This is a genomic window from Pseudoxanthomonas sp. LH2527 (assembly GCF_022539275.1).
GTDB lineage: Bacteria > Pseudomonadota > Gammaproteobacteria > Xanthomonadales > Xanthomonadaceae > Pseudoxanthomonas_A.
Window position 1 is genome coordinate 1 of record NZ_JAKZBW010000048.1, and the last position, 13,662, is coordinate 13,662.

The 13,662-nt window shown below is 69.8% G+C and carries 11 protein-coding genes; 5 read left to right on the forward strand and 6 right to left on the reverse strand.

All coding sequences use genetic code 11. The annotated features are described in order from the left end of the window. A partial coding sequence (locus MMG85_RS18025; protein WP_241047284.1) for a hypothetical protein occupies positions 1-896 on the reverse strand: 896 nt, incomplete at its 3' end. Positions 897-898: 2 nt separating this feature from the next. Next, entirely contained in the window at positions 899-1,453 is a 555-nt protein-coding gene (locus MMG85_RS18030; protein ID WP_241047285.1) for an RNA polymerase sigma factor, read from the reverse strand. Between the two features lie 262 nt (positions 1,454-1,715). Here MMG85_RS18030 and MMG85_RS18035 point away from each other — a divergent pair, with 262 nt between their 5' ends. After that, positions 1,716-4,622, forward strand: coding sequence for an EAL domain-containing protein (locus tag MMG85_RS18035; RefSeq protein ID WP_241047286.1), 2,907 nt, complete (start codon positions 1,716-1,718; stop codon positions 4,620-4,622). A 141-nt stretch (positions 4,623-4,763) separates the two neighbouring features. Here MMG85_RS18035 and MMG85_RS18040 read toward each other — a convergent pair whose 3' ends face one another. The 4 genes from MMG85_RS18040 to xseA form a co-directional block, all read right to left on the reverse strand. Beyond that, positions 4,764-5,162: a hypothetical protein gene (locus MMG85_RS18040; protein ID WP_241047287.1), complete on the reverse strand. Its 399-nt coding sequence runs from the start codon at positions 5,160-5,162 to the stop codon at positions 4,764-4,766. A gap of 68 nt (positions 5,163-5,230) precedes the next feature. Beyond that, a complete protein-coding gene (locus MMG85_RS18045) occupies positions 5,231-7,009 on the reverse strand; it encodes a VWA domain-containing protein (protein ID WP_241047288.1) in 1,779 nt (592 codons plus the stop codon). Between the two features lie 105 nt (positions 7,010-7,114). Further along, the gene (locus MMG85_RS18050; RefSeq protein ID WP_241047289.1) at positions 7,115-7,459 is read right to left on the reverse strand and encodes a ribonuclease E inhibitor RraB; all 345 of its coding nucleotides are present in this window, start codon (positions 7,457-7,459) and stop codon (positions 7,115-7,117) included. 87 nt (positions 7,460-7,546) lie between these two features. After that, entirely contained in the window at positions 7,547-8,875 is a 1,329-nt protein-coding gene (gene xseA, locus MMG85_RS18055; protein ID WP_241047290.1) for an exodeoxyribonuclease VII large subunit, read from the reverse strand. 118 nt (positions 8,876-8,993) lie between these two features. On the opposite strand from xseA, the gene MMG85_RS18060 reads away from it, so the two are divergent. The 4 genes from MMG85_RS18060 to MMG85_RS18075 form a co-directional block, all read left to right on the forward strand. Beyond that, positions 8,994-10,274 carry a hypothetical protein gene (locus MMG85_RS18060; protein ID WP_241047291.1) on the forward strand — a complete coding sequence of 427 codons (1,281 nt, stop codon included), beginning with the start codon at positions 8,994-8,996 and terminating at the stop codon, positions 10,272-10,274. A gap of 64 nt (positions 10,275-10,338) precedes the next feature. Continuing rightward, a complete protein-coding gene (locus MMG85_RS18065) occupies positions 10,339-10,752 on the forward strand; it encodes a DUF2946 family protein (RefSeq protein ID WP_241047292.1) in 414 nt (137 codons plus the stop codon). A 62-nt stretch (positions 10,753-10,814) separates the two neighbouring features. After that, positions 10,815-13,016 carry a TonB-dependent receptor gene (locus tag MMG85_RS18070; protein WP_241047293.1) on the forward strand — a complete coding sequence of 734 codons (2,202 nt, stop codon included), beginning with the start codon at positions 10,815-10,817 and terminating at the stop codon, positions 13,014-13,016. Positions 13,017-13,081: 65 nt separating this feature from the next. Beyond that, positions 13,082-13,662 (forward strand): hypothetical protein (locus tag MMG85_RS18075; RefSeq protein WP_241047294.1); only part of this gene is annotated, 581 nt, incomplete at its 3' end.

Genomic DNA, 13,662 nt, shown 5'->3' on the forward strand with positions numbered 1-13,662 from the left:
GGCGGGGGAGGCGGTGGTGCGGCGGCTACCGCTGCGGGGGCCGGCGCGGCCTCCTGTGTCCTGGCCTGACGCTCCCGCGATCGCATGCGGCTTCCGGTCACGGCAATGGTGTCCAGGGTGCGGCTGTCCTCGGACTTCGCCGCGGCGTCGCGCTGCGCCTCGACGTAGCGGGCGCGCTGTTCCTGCTGCTGCGCGCTGGCGGCGCGCTCTAGCTGCTCTTCTTCCCGCATCGCGCCGCCCAGCACGTCGGCCGCAACCGCGGCGGGAGCCGCGTACGAATCGCTGGCGGCATCGGCGGGAAACGCACGCGGTGCGTCACCTGCCTCACGCGTCGGCGCTTCCGATGCGGGCGCGCTGGCCGGGGCGGGAAGCAGCGCGAACGGACTGCGCTTGGGGGTGGCGTCCTGGCGTGCCGCGGCTTCCGCGTTCTTGCGGGCGGGACCGGGTGCGGTGGCGATGCGTGCGGGGGGCGGAGGCGGCAGTATCTTCGCGGCCGCAGGCGGGGCGACGTCTTCGGCGATGACTGCCAGCGGCGGCGTCTGCGGTGCTGCCGTGTCGGCAACCTCGGCTGCCATCACCGGCGCTTCCTGCAGGGACGCGTCCGCGTGCGCGCTGGCAGACGGCATTTCGCTGGCCACGGGGATTTCGTGCGACGGCCGCAGCTGCCAGGCGACGCCGGCGGCGAGCAGCACCGAGGCGGCCACGCCCATGCCCAGCGGCCAGCGACGACGCGTCGGCGGGACCTGGCCACCGCGTGCCGGCGCCACCTGCACGGCCGCGCGCGCGGCGCCCAGGATGCGTGCATCCAGCTCGGGCGACGGACCGCCATGCGGTCCCAGCCGGGACAGCGACTGCGCCAGCGCGCGCTCTTCGGGGGTCAGGGGCTCGTGGGGCATGCTCATTCGTTCAACCTCGTCCGCAACCGGTCCATCGCATAGCGCAGCCGCGACTTCACGGTTTCCCGGCCCACGCCGGTGATCTCGCCGATCTCCTCCAGGGTCAGTTCCTGCTCCAGCCGCAGCAGCAGCACCTCGCGCTGCTCCGGCGGCAACTCGTCCATGGCCAGCTGCAAGCGCCGCCGCTGCTCGAACTCCGACAGTTGCCGCTCCGGCGTGTCCGGGTCGGGCACGCGCGCGGTGCGCTCGTCCGCATCATGGGGCGCGGCGGGCCGGTGTTTCGATGCGCGCCAGTGGTCGTTGAGGCGATTGTGCGCGATCCGGTACAGCCAGGTCCCGAACGCCGCGTCCGGTTTCCAGCCCTCGCGCGCCGCGATCACGCGCTGCCAGGTGTCCTGGAAGAACTCGTCGGCCAGCGCGGCATCGCGCAGGTGCCGAAGCAGGAACCGGTACAGCGGGCCACGGTGGCGCGCATACAGCTGCTCGAAGGCCGACGCATCGCCGGCGGCATAGGCCAGCATCAGGGTTTCGTCGGCGGGTTCGGCAAGGTCGTTCACCGCCGCCAGCGTAAGCGGTCCCCGTGCGCCCGTGAAGACGGGGCGGGGAAGGTCGGCCACCTCGTTCATCGATCCCCAGCCGCCTGCAGCGGGCACAGGCATGAGGAATCCGGCGGTGGCGAGGGGAGGCGGCACAGGCAGGGCGAACGGCCCAGCGCCCGGGGCGGGGTTGTCCCGGGCGTTTCCGTTCAGGGGGCGGCAGGCGGTATGCTCGCCCGGGGGACTTCCAGACACCACGCACCGACGCGTTCGGGACACAGGCATGCCTACGCCATCGATCAGCGCCGACAACCAGGCCAGCGCGGACGCCTCGCCGGCGGAACGGATTGCGCTGATCCTGTGTGGGCTGCTGCCGGCCGGGTCGGAACTGGCGGTCTGCTGGCGGGACTGGGCCCTGGGCAACGGCAGCGGCGCCACGCCGGGCGCGCCGGCCTCGCTGCGTCGCCTGGCCGAGCATGCGCTCGCCGACGGCGGCGCCGAACACGATGACCACGGACCTCGCGTGCATGCCTGGGACAACGCCGATGGCAATGCCCGCGTCGCGCTGGCCCTGGCGTGTCCGCAGCCGCTGGGCGAAGCCGACGAAGCGTCCTGGGTCCTGCTGGCGCGCACGCTGCTGGTGACGTCGCTCGATGCCTCGCGCGCGCAGGCGCGGGTGGTGTCGCTGGAGAAATCCAAGCGGTTGCAGCAGGCGCTGTACGAGATCGCCGACCTGGCCGGCGCCGACCTGGAAATGCCCGAGATGCTCCGCCGCATCCATGCGGTGGTGAACTCGCTGATGTATGCGGAGAACTGCTACATCGTCCTCTATGACGACCAGCGCCGCAGCGTGCGCTTCCTCTACTTCGCCGACCAGCGCGACCCCTACGTCGCCGAGCCCGAGCGCGAGTTCGGCGAGGAGGAGATGGCCAACAGCATGACCTTCGCGCTGCTGCGCCATGGCCAGCCGCTGCGAGGGCCGTCGGCGGTGATCCGCCAGAAGCTGGGGGTCGTGCGCGATCCTTCGCACGGCCCCGACAGCCTGGACTGGCTGGGCGTGCCGATGCGCCGCGACGACCGCGTCTGCGGCGCCATCGTGGTGCAGAGCTACGACGCGCCGGCGAGCTACGCCGACGAGGACCGCGCGCTGCTGGGCTACGTGGCGCAGCACATCCTCACCGCGCTCGACCGCAAGCACGCGCACGTCGAACTGGAACACCGGGTGGCGGTACGCACGCACGAACTGCAGCGCGCCAACCGCGAGCTGCAGGCCGAGATCATGGAGCGCAAGCGCGCCGAGAAGCTGCAGCGCGCGCTGTTCCGCATCACCGACCTGGCCATCACCTCGGAAAGCCTTGAGCGCTTCTACGCCGACGTGCACGTGGTGGTCGACGAACTGATCAATGCGCGCAACTTCTACATCGCGCTGGTCTCCGACGATGGGGAACAGCTCAACTTCCCGTATTCGATCGACGAACGCGACCCGGTGCGCAAGGCGCGGCGCATGACCAACGGCCTGACCGAGTACGTCATCGCCACCGGCCGCCCGCTGCTGGCCGATCGCGCGGTGATCGGCCAGCTGGCGGACGAGGGCAAGCTGTTGCAGCACGGCCCGCCGGCGTACAGCTGGCTGGGCGTGCCGTTGTTCCGGGGTGACGATGTGGTCGGCACGGTGGTGGTGCAGAGCTATTCCGAAGAAGTGAAGTTCACCCTGCACGACCAGAACCTGCTGACCTTCGTCGCCCACCACATCGGCAACGGCCTGGACCGCCAGCGCGCGCAGGAGCGCCTGCGCAGTGCGCACGCCGACCTCGAGCGGCGGGTGGACGAGCGCACGCGCGAACTCAACGAAGCCAACCACCAATTGCGCTCGCAGATCGGCGAGCGCCTGCGCATCGAGCAGCAGCTCACCCACCAGGCCACGCACGACGCGCTGACCGGGCTGCCCAATCGTCCGCACCTGCTGGATCGTCTGGCCGCGTCCATCGAGCGCGCACGGCATGGCGACGGCCAGGCGTTCGCGGTGCTGTTCCTCGACCTGGACCGCTTCAAGCTGGTCAACGACAGCATGGGCCACGCCGCCGGCGACGAACTGCTGGTGGAAGTCGCGCGCCGCATCACCATGAGCGTGCGCGACGAGGACGTGGTGTCGCGCCTGGGCGGCGACGAGTTCGCGCTGCTGGTCGAGTATGCCGAGGGCGTGGAGAACGTGCGCGACTTCGCCCAGCGCCTGCTCGCGGTGCTGGGTCTGCCGATGTGGGTGGCCGGGCGCGAACTGTTCCCGTCCGCCAGTCTCGGCATCGCGGTCTGGCACCCGCGCTACCGCAACGGCGAGGAACTGCTGCGCGATGCGGATGCGGCGATGTACCGGGCCAAGGAGCAAGGCCGCGACCGCTGCGCGATGTTCGACGAGGCGATGCGCGAAGCGGCCATGCAGAGCCTGGACCTGGAAGCCGACCTGCGCCGCGCGATCAACCATCGCGACTTCCTGCCGTTCTACCAGCCGATCCGCCGCATGGAAGATGGCCGCGTGATCGGTCACGAGGCGCTGCTGCGTTGGCAGCACGAGCGGCGCGGCCTGTTGCTGCCAGCGGAGTTCATCGCCGTGGGCGAGGACAGCGGGTTGATCGAACAGGTCGACTGGCTGCTGTACGAACAGGTGGTGCGCCAGATCGCGCGCGGCGTCGAGGGCTACATCTCGGTCAACGTGTCGCCGCGGCATTTCCGTTCGCCCGATTTCGGCGACCGCCTGCTGGCGATGTTCGAGGCACAGGGCGCCGATCCGTCGCGCCTGCGGCTGGAGATCACCGAAGTCGCGCTGCTCGACGACGCGCCCCGCACGCTGCGCATCCTGCGCACGCTGCGGCAGCACGGCATCCTCGCGCAGCTGGACGACTTCGGCACCGGTTTCTCGGCGCTGTCCTACCTGCACCGCTTCCCGATCTCGGTACTCAAGATCGACCGCAGTTTCGTTTCGGGCCTGGGCAACGAAGCGCGTCCGGAAAGCCTGGCGCTGGTGCGCGCCATCCTGGCGTTGGCCAGCACGCTGGGCATCGAGACGATCGCCGAGGGCGTGGAAACCGAGGAGCAGCGGCAGGCCCTGCTCGACCTGGGGTGCCATCTCGGCCAGGGCTATCTGCTGGGGCGCCCCGCGGCGCAGATGGAAGCGATCGTCGCCGACGTGGCGTGACATGCGGCGCGTGCACCCGCGCCAGCGATCCTCTTGAACAACTCAGCCTTTTTCGTCATTCCCGCGAAAGCGGGAACCCAGTGCCTTTGCTTTGAATGGCCTGACGTCGCTGGATCCCCGCCTTGGCGGGTATGACGGCAGTTATTGAGATCTTCCCTGGCGGATATCGATGACCTCTCCGTAGCGAGGGCGAAGTTGGCCGGATGCGGTGGTCTGGTTCGTCGTCGGCACCACTTTCCAGTTGAGCCAGAAGGGGCCGGAGCAGAGCCGCCGGAACCTCACCGTTGCGGTGTCACCAGCGGGAATCTCGATCTGCTCCAGTGACGAGAGGTAGGCAGGCACGCCGCCATCGTGAACGGGCGCATTGAAGTCTTCGGGCGATGGCGCCGGGAGCGTCCTTTCGGCATTGAAGCTCTCCAGCAGCACCATGACCGGCTGTGGGCGATGATTGACGACTTCGATACTGATTCCGCAACTGATCGCGTGTGCGGATACGGGATACACCAGCACGGCAGCCATCACCAGCGTGCGAAGGATCATGGCGACCAAGCCTCGGTGTTTGGAGTGGGGCGACGGGGGTCCATCCCTGGACCTCCGCCGCATCATGCTCATTCTCCCGCGATGGCCGGCATATCCCGCCGTGCGCTTACCAGTCGCTGCGCCTGATCCACCATGCCGACAAACTCCGCCTTCAGCCCGTACGGGTCGCGCCCCGCCGACGCGCGTGCGGTCCGTGCGACGTCGTCCCAGTTCCAGCCGTCGATGCGCTGGCCGCCACGCAGCAGGTCGGCATAGGCGGCTACCGCACTGGCGAAACGGAAGGCGTCGCTCGGCTGCGTGCTCAGTGCCGCGCGTGCGATCGGCGTCTCGATCAGGCGACTGCTGTCCTGGCCGGGCAACTTGTAGCGCAGGCGAACGTGCGCGATTTCGTTGGTGGACGCGCCGGCGGCGACCTGCTTGCCGCCGTAGCGCAGCGCGGGCAGGCGTTCGGCGCCGCTGCCTACCGGCGTGATCTCGTACAGGGCGGTGACTTCGTGGCCCGCGCCGATGTCGCCGGCGTCGACCTTGTCATTGGCGAAGTCCTCATTGGCCAGTACGCGGTTTTCGTAGCCGATCAGGCGGTACTCGGACACGACGGCGGGATTGAACTCCACCTGGATCTTAACGTCGCGGGCGATGGTCAGCAGGGTGGACTGCATTTCGTCCACCAGCACCTTGCGGCCCTCCTGCAGCGTGTCGATGTAGGCGTGGTTGCCGTCGCCAACGTCGGCCAGCTTCTCGGCCAGCGCATCGTTGTAATTGCCGGTGCCGAAGCCAAGCGTGGTCATTGCGATGCCGGATGCACGCTGGTCGGCCACCATCGTTTCCAGCGCATGCTGGCTGACCGTGCCGACATTGAAGTCGCCATCGGTGGCCAGGATCACGCGGTTCACGCCCTCCTTGACGAACGCCTGCTTCGCCATCGCGTACGCCAGGCGGATGCCGTCACCGCCGTTGGTGCTGCCGCCGGCCTGCAGGCGATCCAGGGCGGCAAGGATCTCGTCGTGCCGATCACCTGGCGTCGGCGGCAGCACCAGACCTGCGGAGCCGGCATACACGACAATGCTGACGCGGTCCCGCGCACGCAGTTGCGGGACGAGCTGGGCGAACGACTGCTTCAGCAGCGGCAGCTTGTCAGGCGACTCCATCGACCCGGAGGTGTCGAGCAGGAACACGAGATTGGCCGGCGGCAGCGTTGCCTTCGGCACGTCATAGCCCTTGATGCCGACCATCAGCAGCTGGCGTTTGGCATTCCACGGCGCGGGGGCGAGTTCGGTGGTGACGTTGAACGGACGGCTGCGGTCGGTGGGCCCGGCGTGACCGTAGCGGAAGTAGTTGATGAACTCCTCGGCGCGCACCGCGTCCGCGGGCGGGCGCTGCCCTTCGCGCAGCATGCGGCGCACGTTGCTGTAGCTGCCGGTATCCACGTCGACGGAAAACGTCGAGACCGGCTCGTCCAGCGTACGGCGCACCGGGTTGTCGTCGCGCTCGGCGTATTTCTCGGTGTTGGCGGGCGCGGCTTGCGGGCTCTGCGGGGCAATGGCGACGTTGGCCGCCCGGTACTCCAGCATCCTCATGGGGGCCGGCGGTGGCGGTGCGGCCGGTGCATTGGCATGTCCGGCCGTGATCGCGGCCTTGGCCTGGTCGCGGCGCAGGCGGGCGCCGGTGACGACGACGCTGTCGAGCGTCGCCTGTTCGCTCCGCACCGCTTCGGCGGCATCGGCGGCGACGTAGGCGTCGGCGGCCGCGGCCTTCTCGGCGTCGCGGGCGTGTTGGGCGGTGGGGCTGGACTGGCAGGCAGCCAGCAGGGCGGTGGCCAGCAGGGTAACGGTCAGACGGTGCGACATGGCGTGACTCCGTGTGTGGGACAGGGAGTCGAACGCGCAGGCCCGGGAAACGGGGTTGAAGGGGGGCGCCATCTCCGGTCGGTGCCCGAATCGTGCGCCGACCTGTCAGTCGATGGCGCCCACGTCCATGCCGTCGTAGGCGGCCAGTCCATGCTCCTCGGCGAAGCGGTACAGCGCCTGGTTGCGCTCATGCAGGCTGTCGGGCGTATGGACTTCGGTCTTCTCGACGTGCAGCCACCACAGGTCCGGGTCCTTGCGGTTGTCCTTGTCTTCCAGGTACAGCGCGATCACGCGGTAACCCTGTTCCTGCAGCAGCGGGGCGACCGCCTCCAGCGGTGCGCGCGTGCCATGGGTGAAGAAGTAGCCCCACACCAGCGGCTTGCGCAGGTCCCAGGTCGTCTCCTGGGCCATGTTGTCGAACATCTCGACCAGTTGTTCGCGGGTGATCATGGGGCGTGCTCCAGACAAGGCGATGTGTGTTCTTGGAAATGGGGATGATGCGAAGACGGTGTGCGAAGCGGAGCTGCATCGATGCCGCTATTCCGCACGCAGCCTCATCCGGCCATCGGCGACCTGCGCTTCCAGCCGATCCCCCGGCTGCACCTGCGCCACCGAGCGCACCAGGGTGCCGTCTTCCCTGGTCACCAGTGCGTAGCCGCGGGCGACGGTCGCCAGCGGGCTGACCGCTTCCAGTGAGCGGGCGAGGGCGCGCAGGCGCAGGGCGTCGCGTTGCAGGGCGTGCGCGACGGCGGCCTGCGGACGCGGGGCGAGGGCGAGCAGGCGCGCGCGCAACTGTTCGAGGCGGCGCTGGGGCGCATGGGCGCGCAGGACGGCGTCGGCGTGGCGCAGGGCGGCGAGGCGGCGCGCGTGCTGGTCGCGCCAGAGTGCGTGCAGCCGTCGCGCGGCGTCTTCCTGGCGGCGGCGGAACATGTCCAGTCGCGCCTGCGGACGCAAGGCGTGCAGCCGCAGGGCGGCGCGGTCGGCGCGCTGCATGGCGTTGCGCAGCCGATGCGCGTGGGTGGTGGCCAGGCGGCGCTGCAACGTCTGCACGCGCGCCAGCAGATCGCGTCGGTCCGGCACCAGCAGCTCGGCCGCGACGGAAGGCGTCGGTGCGCGCAGGTCGGCGGCGAAATCGGCCAGGGTGAAGTCGGTCTCGTGGCCGATGGCGGAGACCACGGGCACCGGCGATGCGGCGATGGCGCGGGCCAGGCGCTCGTCGTTGAACGCCCAGAGGTCTTCCAGCGAACCGCCGCCGCGGGCGACCAGCAGCACGTCGTAACGGCCGCTGCGCGCGGCGCGCTGCAGCATGTCGACGATCTGCGCGGCTGCCGTTTCGCCCTGCACCTGCACCGGCAGCACGTCCACCTCCAGCAAGGGGAAGCGGCGCTGCAGCACGCTGAGCACGTCGCGCACGGCCGCGCCGGTGGGTGAGGTCAGCACGGCGAGGCGCCGCACGTGGGCGGGCAGGGGACGCTTGCGTGCGTCGTCGAACAGGCCTTCTGCGGCAAGCCGGGCCTTCAGCTCCTCGAACGCGCGCCGCAGTGCGCCTTCGCCCGCTTCCTCCAGACTGTCGATCACCAGCTGGTAGTCGCCGCGCGCTTCGTACAGCGTCAGTCGCCCGCGCGCGAGCACGCGCAGGCCCTCGCGCGGCGCGAACTTCAGCCACTGGCTCTTGGGCTTGAACATCGCGCAGCGGACCTGCGCGCGCGCGTCCTTCAGGGTGAAGTACAGATGGCCCGAGGCCGGACGGGTGACGTTGCCCAGCTCGCCTTCCACCCACACCAGCGGGAACGCGCCTTCCAGCAGGTCGCGTGCCAGCGTGTTGAGCTGGGTGGGCGTGAGGATGTCGCGGGCGGTGTCGGTCATGCGGCAAGGATAAACGGTGGCGAGGGCAGGCGCCGCGAACGCCTGCGACAGGTGGTCGCAGTCCGGCTGGCGCGTTCCGTGGTGGAATGGCGCGGTCCCGATGACCGGAATCGTCCGCATGCCCGTGTCCCGCTGGTCCCGCTCCGTCGTGCCGATGCTGCTTGCCGTGCTGGCCGCATGTTCGCCTGCGGGCGCGCCTTCGCCCGATGCCGTCGCGTCGTCGCCCGTCGTGGAGCGGGTGAGCCTGCCGTCGCCCGCCGGTGCCGCGCAGCCCGACCTCGTTTCCACGCCGGACGGGGCCCTGCTGCTGAGCTGGCTGGAGCCGATGGGCGAAGCCGGCCATCGCCTGCGCTTCAGCCGCCGTCCCGCCCAGGTCGCCGACTGGGAAGCGCCGCGCACGATCGCCGAAGGCTCGAAGTGGTTCGTCAACTGGGCCGACACGCCGCACGTGTACGCCTTGCAGGACGGCTCGCTGTGGGCGCACTGGTTGCGCAGCACCGGTCCCTCGCGCATGGACTACGGCATCGACCTGGTGCGCTCCGGCGATGGGGGCGCCACCTGGAGCGCGCCGCAGCGGGTGCATCCCGCCGGCACGCCCGGCGATCACGGCTTCGTGACGTTCTGGCCGCAGTCGCGCGATCAGGTGGGCATCGCCTGGCTGGACAGCCGGCAGAAGGCCGCTGCCGGTGCGCACGCGCACCACGAAGACGGCCATCATGGCGGCGGTGCGCCGATGATGCTGCGCGCCGCGCTGCATGGCGCGGACGCGACGCAGCACGCGGAATGGCCGCTGGATGCGTCCACCTGCGACTGCTGCACCACGTCGTCGGCGATGACCGAACGCGGCGTGGTGGTGGTCTACCGGGGGCGCGGTGAAGGCGAGATCCGCGATACCCGCCTTGTCCGCTTCGATGGCGAACGCTGGACGTCGCCGCGCGACGTGCATGCGGACGGCTGGAGGATCGCCGGCTGCCCGGTCAACGGGCCGGTCGTCGTCGCGGACGGCGCCACAGTCTGGGTCGCCTGGTACACGGAAGCGGATGGCTTGCCGGAATTGCGCGCCGCACGTTCCGACGATGCCGGCGACACGTTCGCCGCGCCGGTCACGCTGGCGAAGGGCACGCAGGTGCTGGGACGGCTGGGGCTGGTGCGCGGCGGCAATCATCTGCTGGTGAGCTGGCTGGAACAGGCGCCGGACGAACGCCAGACACTCGTGCTGGGTCGCTACGACGGCGCATGGCGCCAGACGCAGCGCGTCGATGTCGCCACGTTGTCCGCGCGCGGACGCGCCAGTGGCATTCCGCGCCTGCAATGGAACGAGGATGCGGCCTGGCTCGCGTGGACCGATGTGGCGGGCGAAACACCCGGGCTGCAGGGTGCGCGCGTGCAGTTCCGCTGATGCCAGCGGGTGCGACATTCTGTCGCACCTGACCCGCACCACCGGCACCGCTTAGAATTGCGCCGTGATCCGTTCGCACGCCTTTCTCCGACCGATGCAGCAGCTGGCCTTGCTGGCCGTACTGCTGATGGCCTTTGCGCCGTCGGTGACGCGGTGGGTGAGCACCACCGGGTCGCAGGTGTTGGCCGGCTGGACCGAGTTGTGTACGACCGATGGCATCAAGTGGGTCGACACGCGCGCCGAATCGCCCGTCGCGAAATCGTCGTTCGACACGTCGCCGTCGCCCGCCGGTATGTCGATGGGCGCCGATTGCGCGTACTGCACGCTGTCCGCCGTACTGCCGTTGCTGCTGCTCTGCCTCGCGCTGCTGTTTCCCCGTCTGCCGGGGAACATCGTCGCAAGCGTGCTGGCGCTTCCACCCGCAAGGCGTCTGTGCCTGCGCGGTCTCGGCGGACAAGGACCGCCGATCCTGCTCTGAACCACAAGACCCCTGATTGACCTTGCGGCCCGTGCGCCGCGTCCTTGTGCTTTGGAGTGTCCATGTCCCTGATTTTCCGGGCGACGCCGCATGCGTCGCGCCTGTCCGTGGCGGTTGCCGCGATCCTGTCCCTTCCTCTCGCCGCACGCGCCGCCGACCCCGTCGTGCTGCCCGACGGCACCCGCGCCACCCAGCTCGACACGGTCGAAGTCAAAGGTCATCAAACCGGTCTGGAACAGGCGGCCGGCACCGGCACGCGGCTGTCGCTGAGCCTGATGGAGACGCCGGCCTCGGTCACCGTGATCGACCGCGCCACGCTGGATGCGCGTGGCGTGCGCACCACGCAGGAAGCGCTGGCCGGCATTCCGGGCCTGACGGTCGCGTCGCCGCCCGGCAACGGCAATGCGGTGACGTATCGCGGCTTTTCCGGCAGCCAGATCACCCAGCTGTTCAACGGTATCGACGTGCAGTACGCCAGCATCGCCGCGCGGCCGGTGGACGCGTGGCAGTACGAGCGGGTGGAAGCGATCGGCGGGCCGTCGAGTTTCCTCTATGGTGCTGGCGCGGTTGGCGGCACGATCAACTATGTCACCCGGCTGGCGCGGCTGGATCGCGACGAAGCGGCGCTGCAGGCGTCGTGGGGCTCCTTCAGCGACGGCACGCTGGCGATGGGCGCCAACCTGCGCGTCGGCGGTGAGGATGCGCGCCAGGCGATTCGCGTGGATGCGAGCGCACGCGATGCGGACAGCTGGATCGATGGGCAGCAGCGCGAGGCATCCACGCTGGCGGCGTCGTGGCTGGTGCAACTGGCACCCGTGCTCCGCCACACCCTCGCCGTGGAGGTCCAGCAGGAAGACAGCCATCGCCCGTACTGGGGCACGCCGGTGCGACAGCCGGCGACCGGTCGCCTGTCGGTGCTGCCGCAGACCATCGGCCGCAACTACAACGTCGCCGATGGCTATTACGGGCAGGATGTCCTGTGGGCGCGTTCGCTGCTGGAATGGACGCCGGGCGAGCGCGACACCGTGCGCAACACGGTCTACCACTACGACGCGCTGCGCGATTACCGCAACGTCGAAAGCTACCGCCTGACGGCAGGCAACGACGGCGTGATCCGTTCCGGCACCCTGCTGCAGCGGCATGACCAGCAGGTCTACGGCAACCGGCTGGAATGGACCCACGAGGGCGCACTGTTCGGCCTGCCTACGCAATGGGCGACCGGCCTCGACATCAGTTACAACCGGCAGACACGCTTCCCGCTGTCGCTGTCGGCCACGGTGGACACCGTGCCACTGGATGCGGTGACGCCAGGCCGCTTCCTCGACGTGCCCGGCACGGCAATCCTCTACACGCCGGACCGCACCAACCGGCTGCACACGCAGGCGGTGTACGTGGAGAACCTGACCGAGCTGACGCCGTCGCTGTCGCTGCTGACCGGGCTGCGCCACGACCGCATCGTGCTGGACGTGGTCAACCATCGTGCGGTCAGCGCCACCAATCCGGCGCGGTTCGCGCGCGACTACTCGCCCACCACCGGACGCGCCGCGCTCAACTGGGCCATCACGCCGCAGGCAAGCGTCTATGTGCAGTACAGCACCGCAGCCGATCCGCCGGCCGGCATCCTCAGCACCGCCAATTTCGCCACGCTGCGCGACTTCGACCTGACCACCGGTCCGCAGAGCGAGGTCGGCGCGAAGTTCCAGTCACGCGACGCGCGCCACTTCGCCACGCTGGCCGCGTATCGCATCGTGCGCCGCAACCTGGCCGTCACCGATCCGGCCAATCCCGGGCAGACGCTGCCGGTCGGCCGGCAGTCCGCACGCGGCATCGAAGCCACGTTCGGCTGGCGCCCGCTCGCGTCGCTGAACGTGGAGGGCAATCTGGCCTGGGTGGACGCCACGCTGGACGACTTCTACGAGAACGTCTCTGGTGTGCCGGTCTCGCGCGCCGGCAACCGGCCGACCAACACGCCGTCGCGCGTGGGCAACCTGTGGGTGGACTACGCGTTCGGTCCGCGCTGGTCGGCCGGTGTCGACCTGCGCGGCGTGTCCTCGCGTTACGCCAACGCGGCCAATACGTTGTCGACGGCGGGCTACGCCACCTGGGGCGCGCACGTGAGCTTCAAGTGGAACGGCAGCACCGAGCTGACCCTGCGCGGCCGCAACCTCGGCGACCGCACGCACGTGGTGTACGCGCTGGGCAGCACCATGGTCTATCTCGGCGATCCGCGCAGTTGGGAGCTGGTCCTGCGCAAGACCTTCTGAGGCCGTACGCGGCGATGACGCGGATTTCGGTAAGGTAGCGTCCGGACATCCGGAGAGCTGCTGTCATGCGCGGTCTCGATTTCAGTTCGTGGCAGGGCCTGTTGACCACGCTGGCGGGGCTGGCGCTGATCACGGTGATCGGTGTCGGCATCCGCCTGCTGGTGATGCAGACGGTGCAGGAGCGGCGCGCACGCGAGAACCGCCAGATCAACGAGCGCCTGCGCACGCTGATCGCCGCCTACAAGGTGCTGGGTGGCTCGTTTACCGGCGCACTCGACGTCGATCCCAGGCACCTGCGGGATCTGCGCGCGCAGGCGCGGGAAGCCGGCGACGACACCTTCGATGATGGCAGTGACCGGCCCCGGCGCATCCGCGATGCGGTCGAGGCGGCGCTGTCGGACATCATCCTGCTGGGCACCGACGAACAGGTGCGGCTGGCCGCGCAGGCCGCCGCCGACCTGGCCGCGGGTCGTCCCATCCACACCGATGCGCTGGTGGTGTCGCTGCGCGATTTCATCCGCAGCGTGCTGGACCTGGAACCGATTCCGTCGTCGCTGCCGATTCCCCGCCAGGGGCCGGCGCGACCGGTCGCCTCCAAGGGCAAGGGCGAGGGCGCGAAAGGCGAGGGACGCCAGGGCGGTGGCGG

What these genes read in the sequence shown, in the direction of transcription:
- MMG85_RS18035 (WP_241047286.1), top strand. Translation starts at nt 1,716, where the DNA reads ATGCCTACGCCATCGATCAGCGCCGACAACCAGGCCAGCGCGGACGCC.
- MMG85_RS18040 (WP_241047287.1), bottom strand. Translation starts at nt 5,162, where the DNA reads ATGATCCTTCGCACGCTGGTGATGGCTGCCGTGCTGGTGTATCCCGTA.
- MMG85_RS18045 (WP_241047288.1), bottom strand. Translation starts at nt 7,009, where the DNA reads ATGTCGCACCGTCTGACCGTTACCCTGCTGGCCACCGCCCTGCTGGCT.
- MMG85_RS18050 (WP_241047289.1), bottom strand. Translation starts at nt 7,459, where the DNA reads ATGATCACCCGCGAACAACTGGTCGAGATGTTCGACAACATGGCCCAG.
- xseA (WP_241047290.1), bottom strand. Translation starts at nt 8,875, where the DNA reads ATGACCGACACCGCCCGCGACATCCTCACGCCCACCCAGCTCAACACG.
- MMG85_RS18060 (WP_241047291.1), top strand. Translation starts at nt 8,994, where the DNA reads ATGCCCGTGTCCCGCTGGTCCCGCTCCGTCGTGCCGATGCTGCTTGCC.
- MMG85_RS18070 (WP_241047293.1), top strand. Translation starts at nt 10,815, where the DNA reads ATGTCCCTGATTTTCCGGGCGACGCCGCATGCGTCGCGCCTGTCCGTG.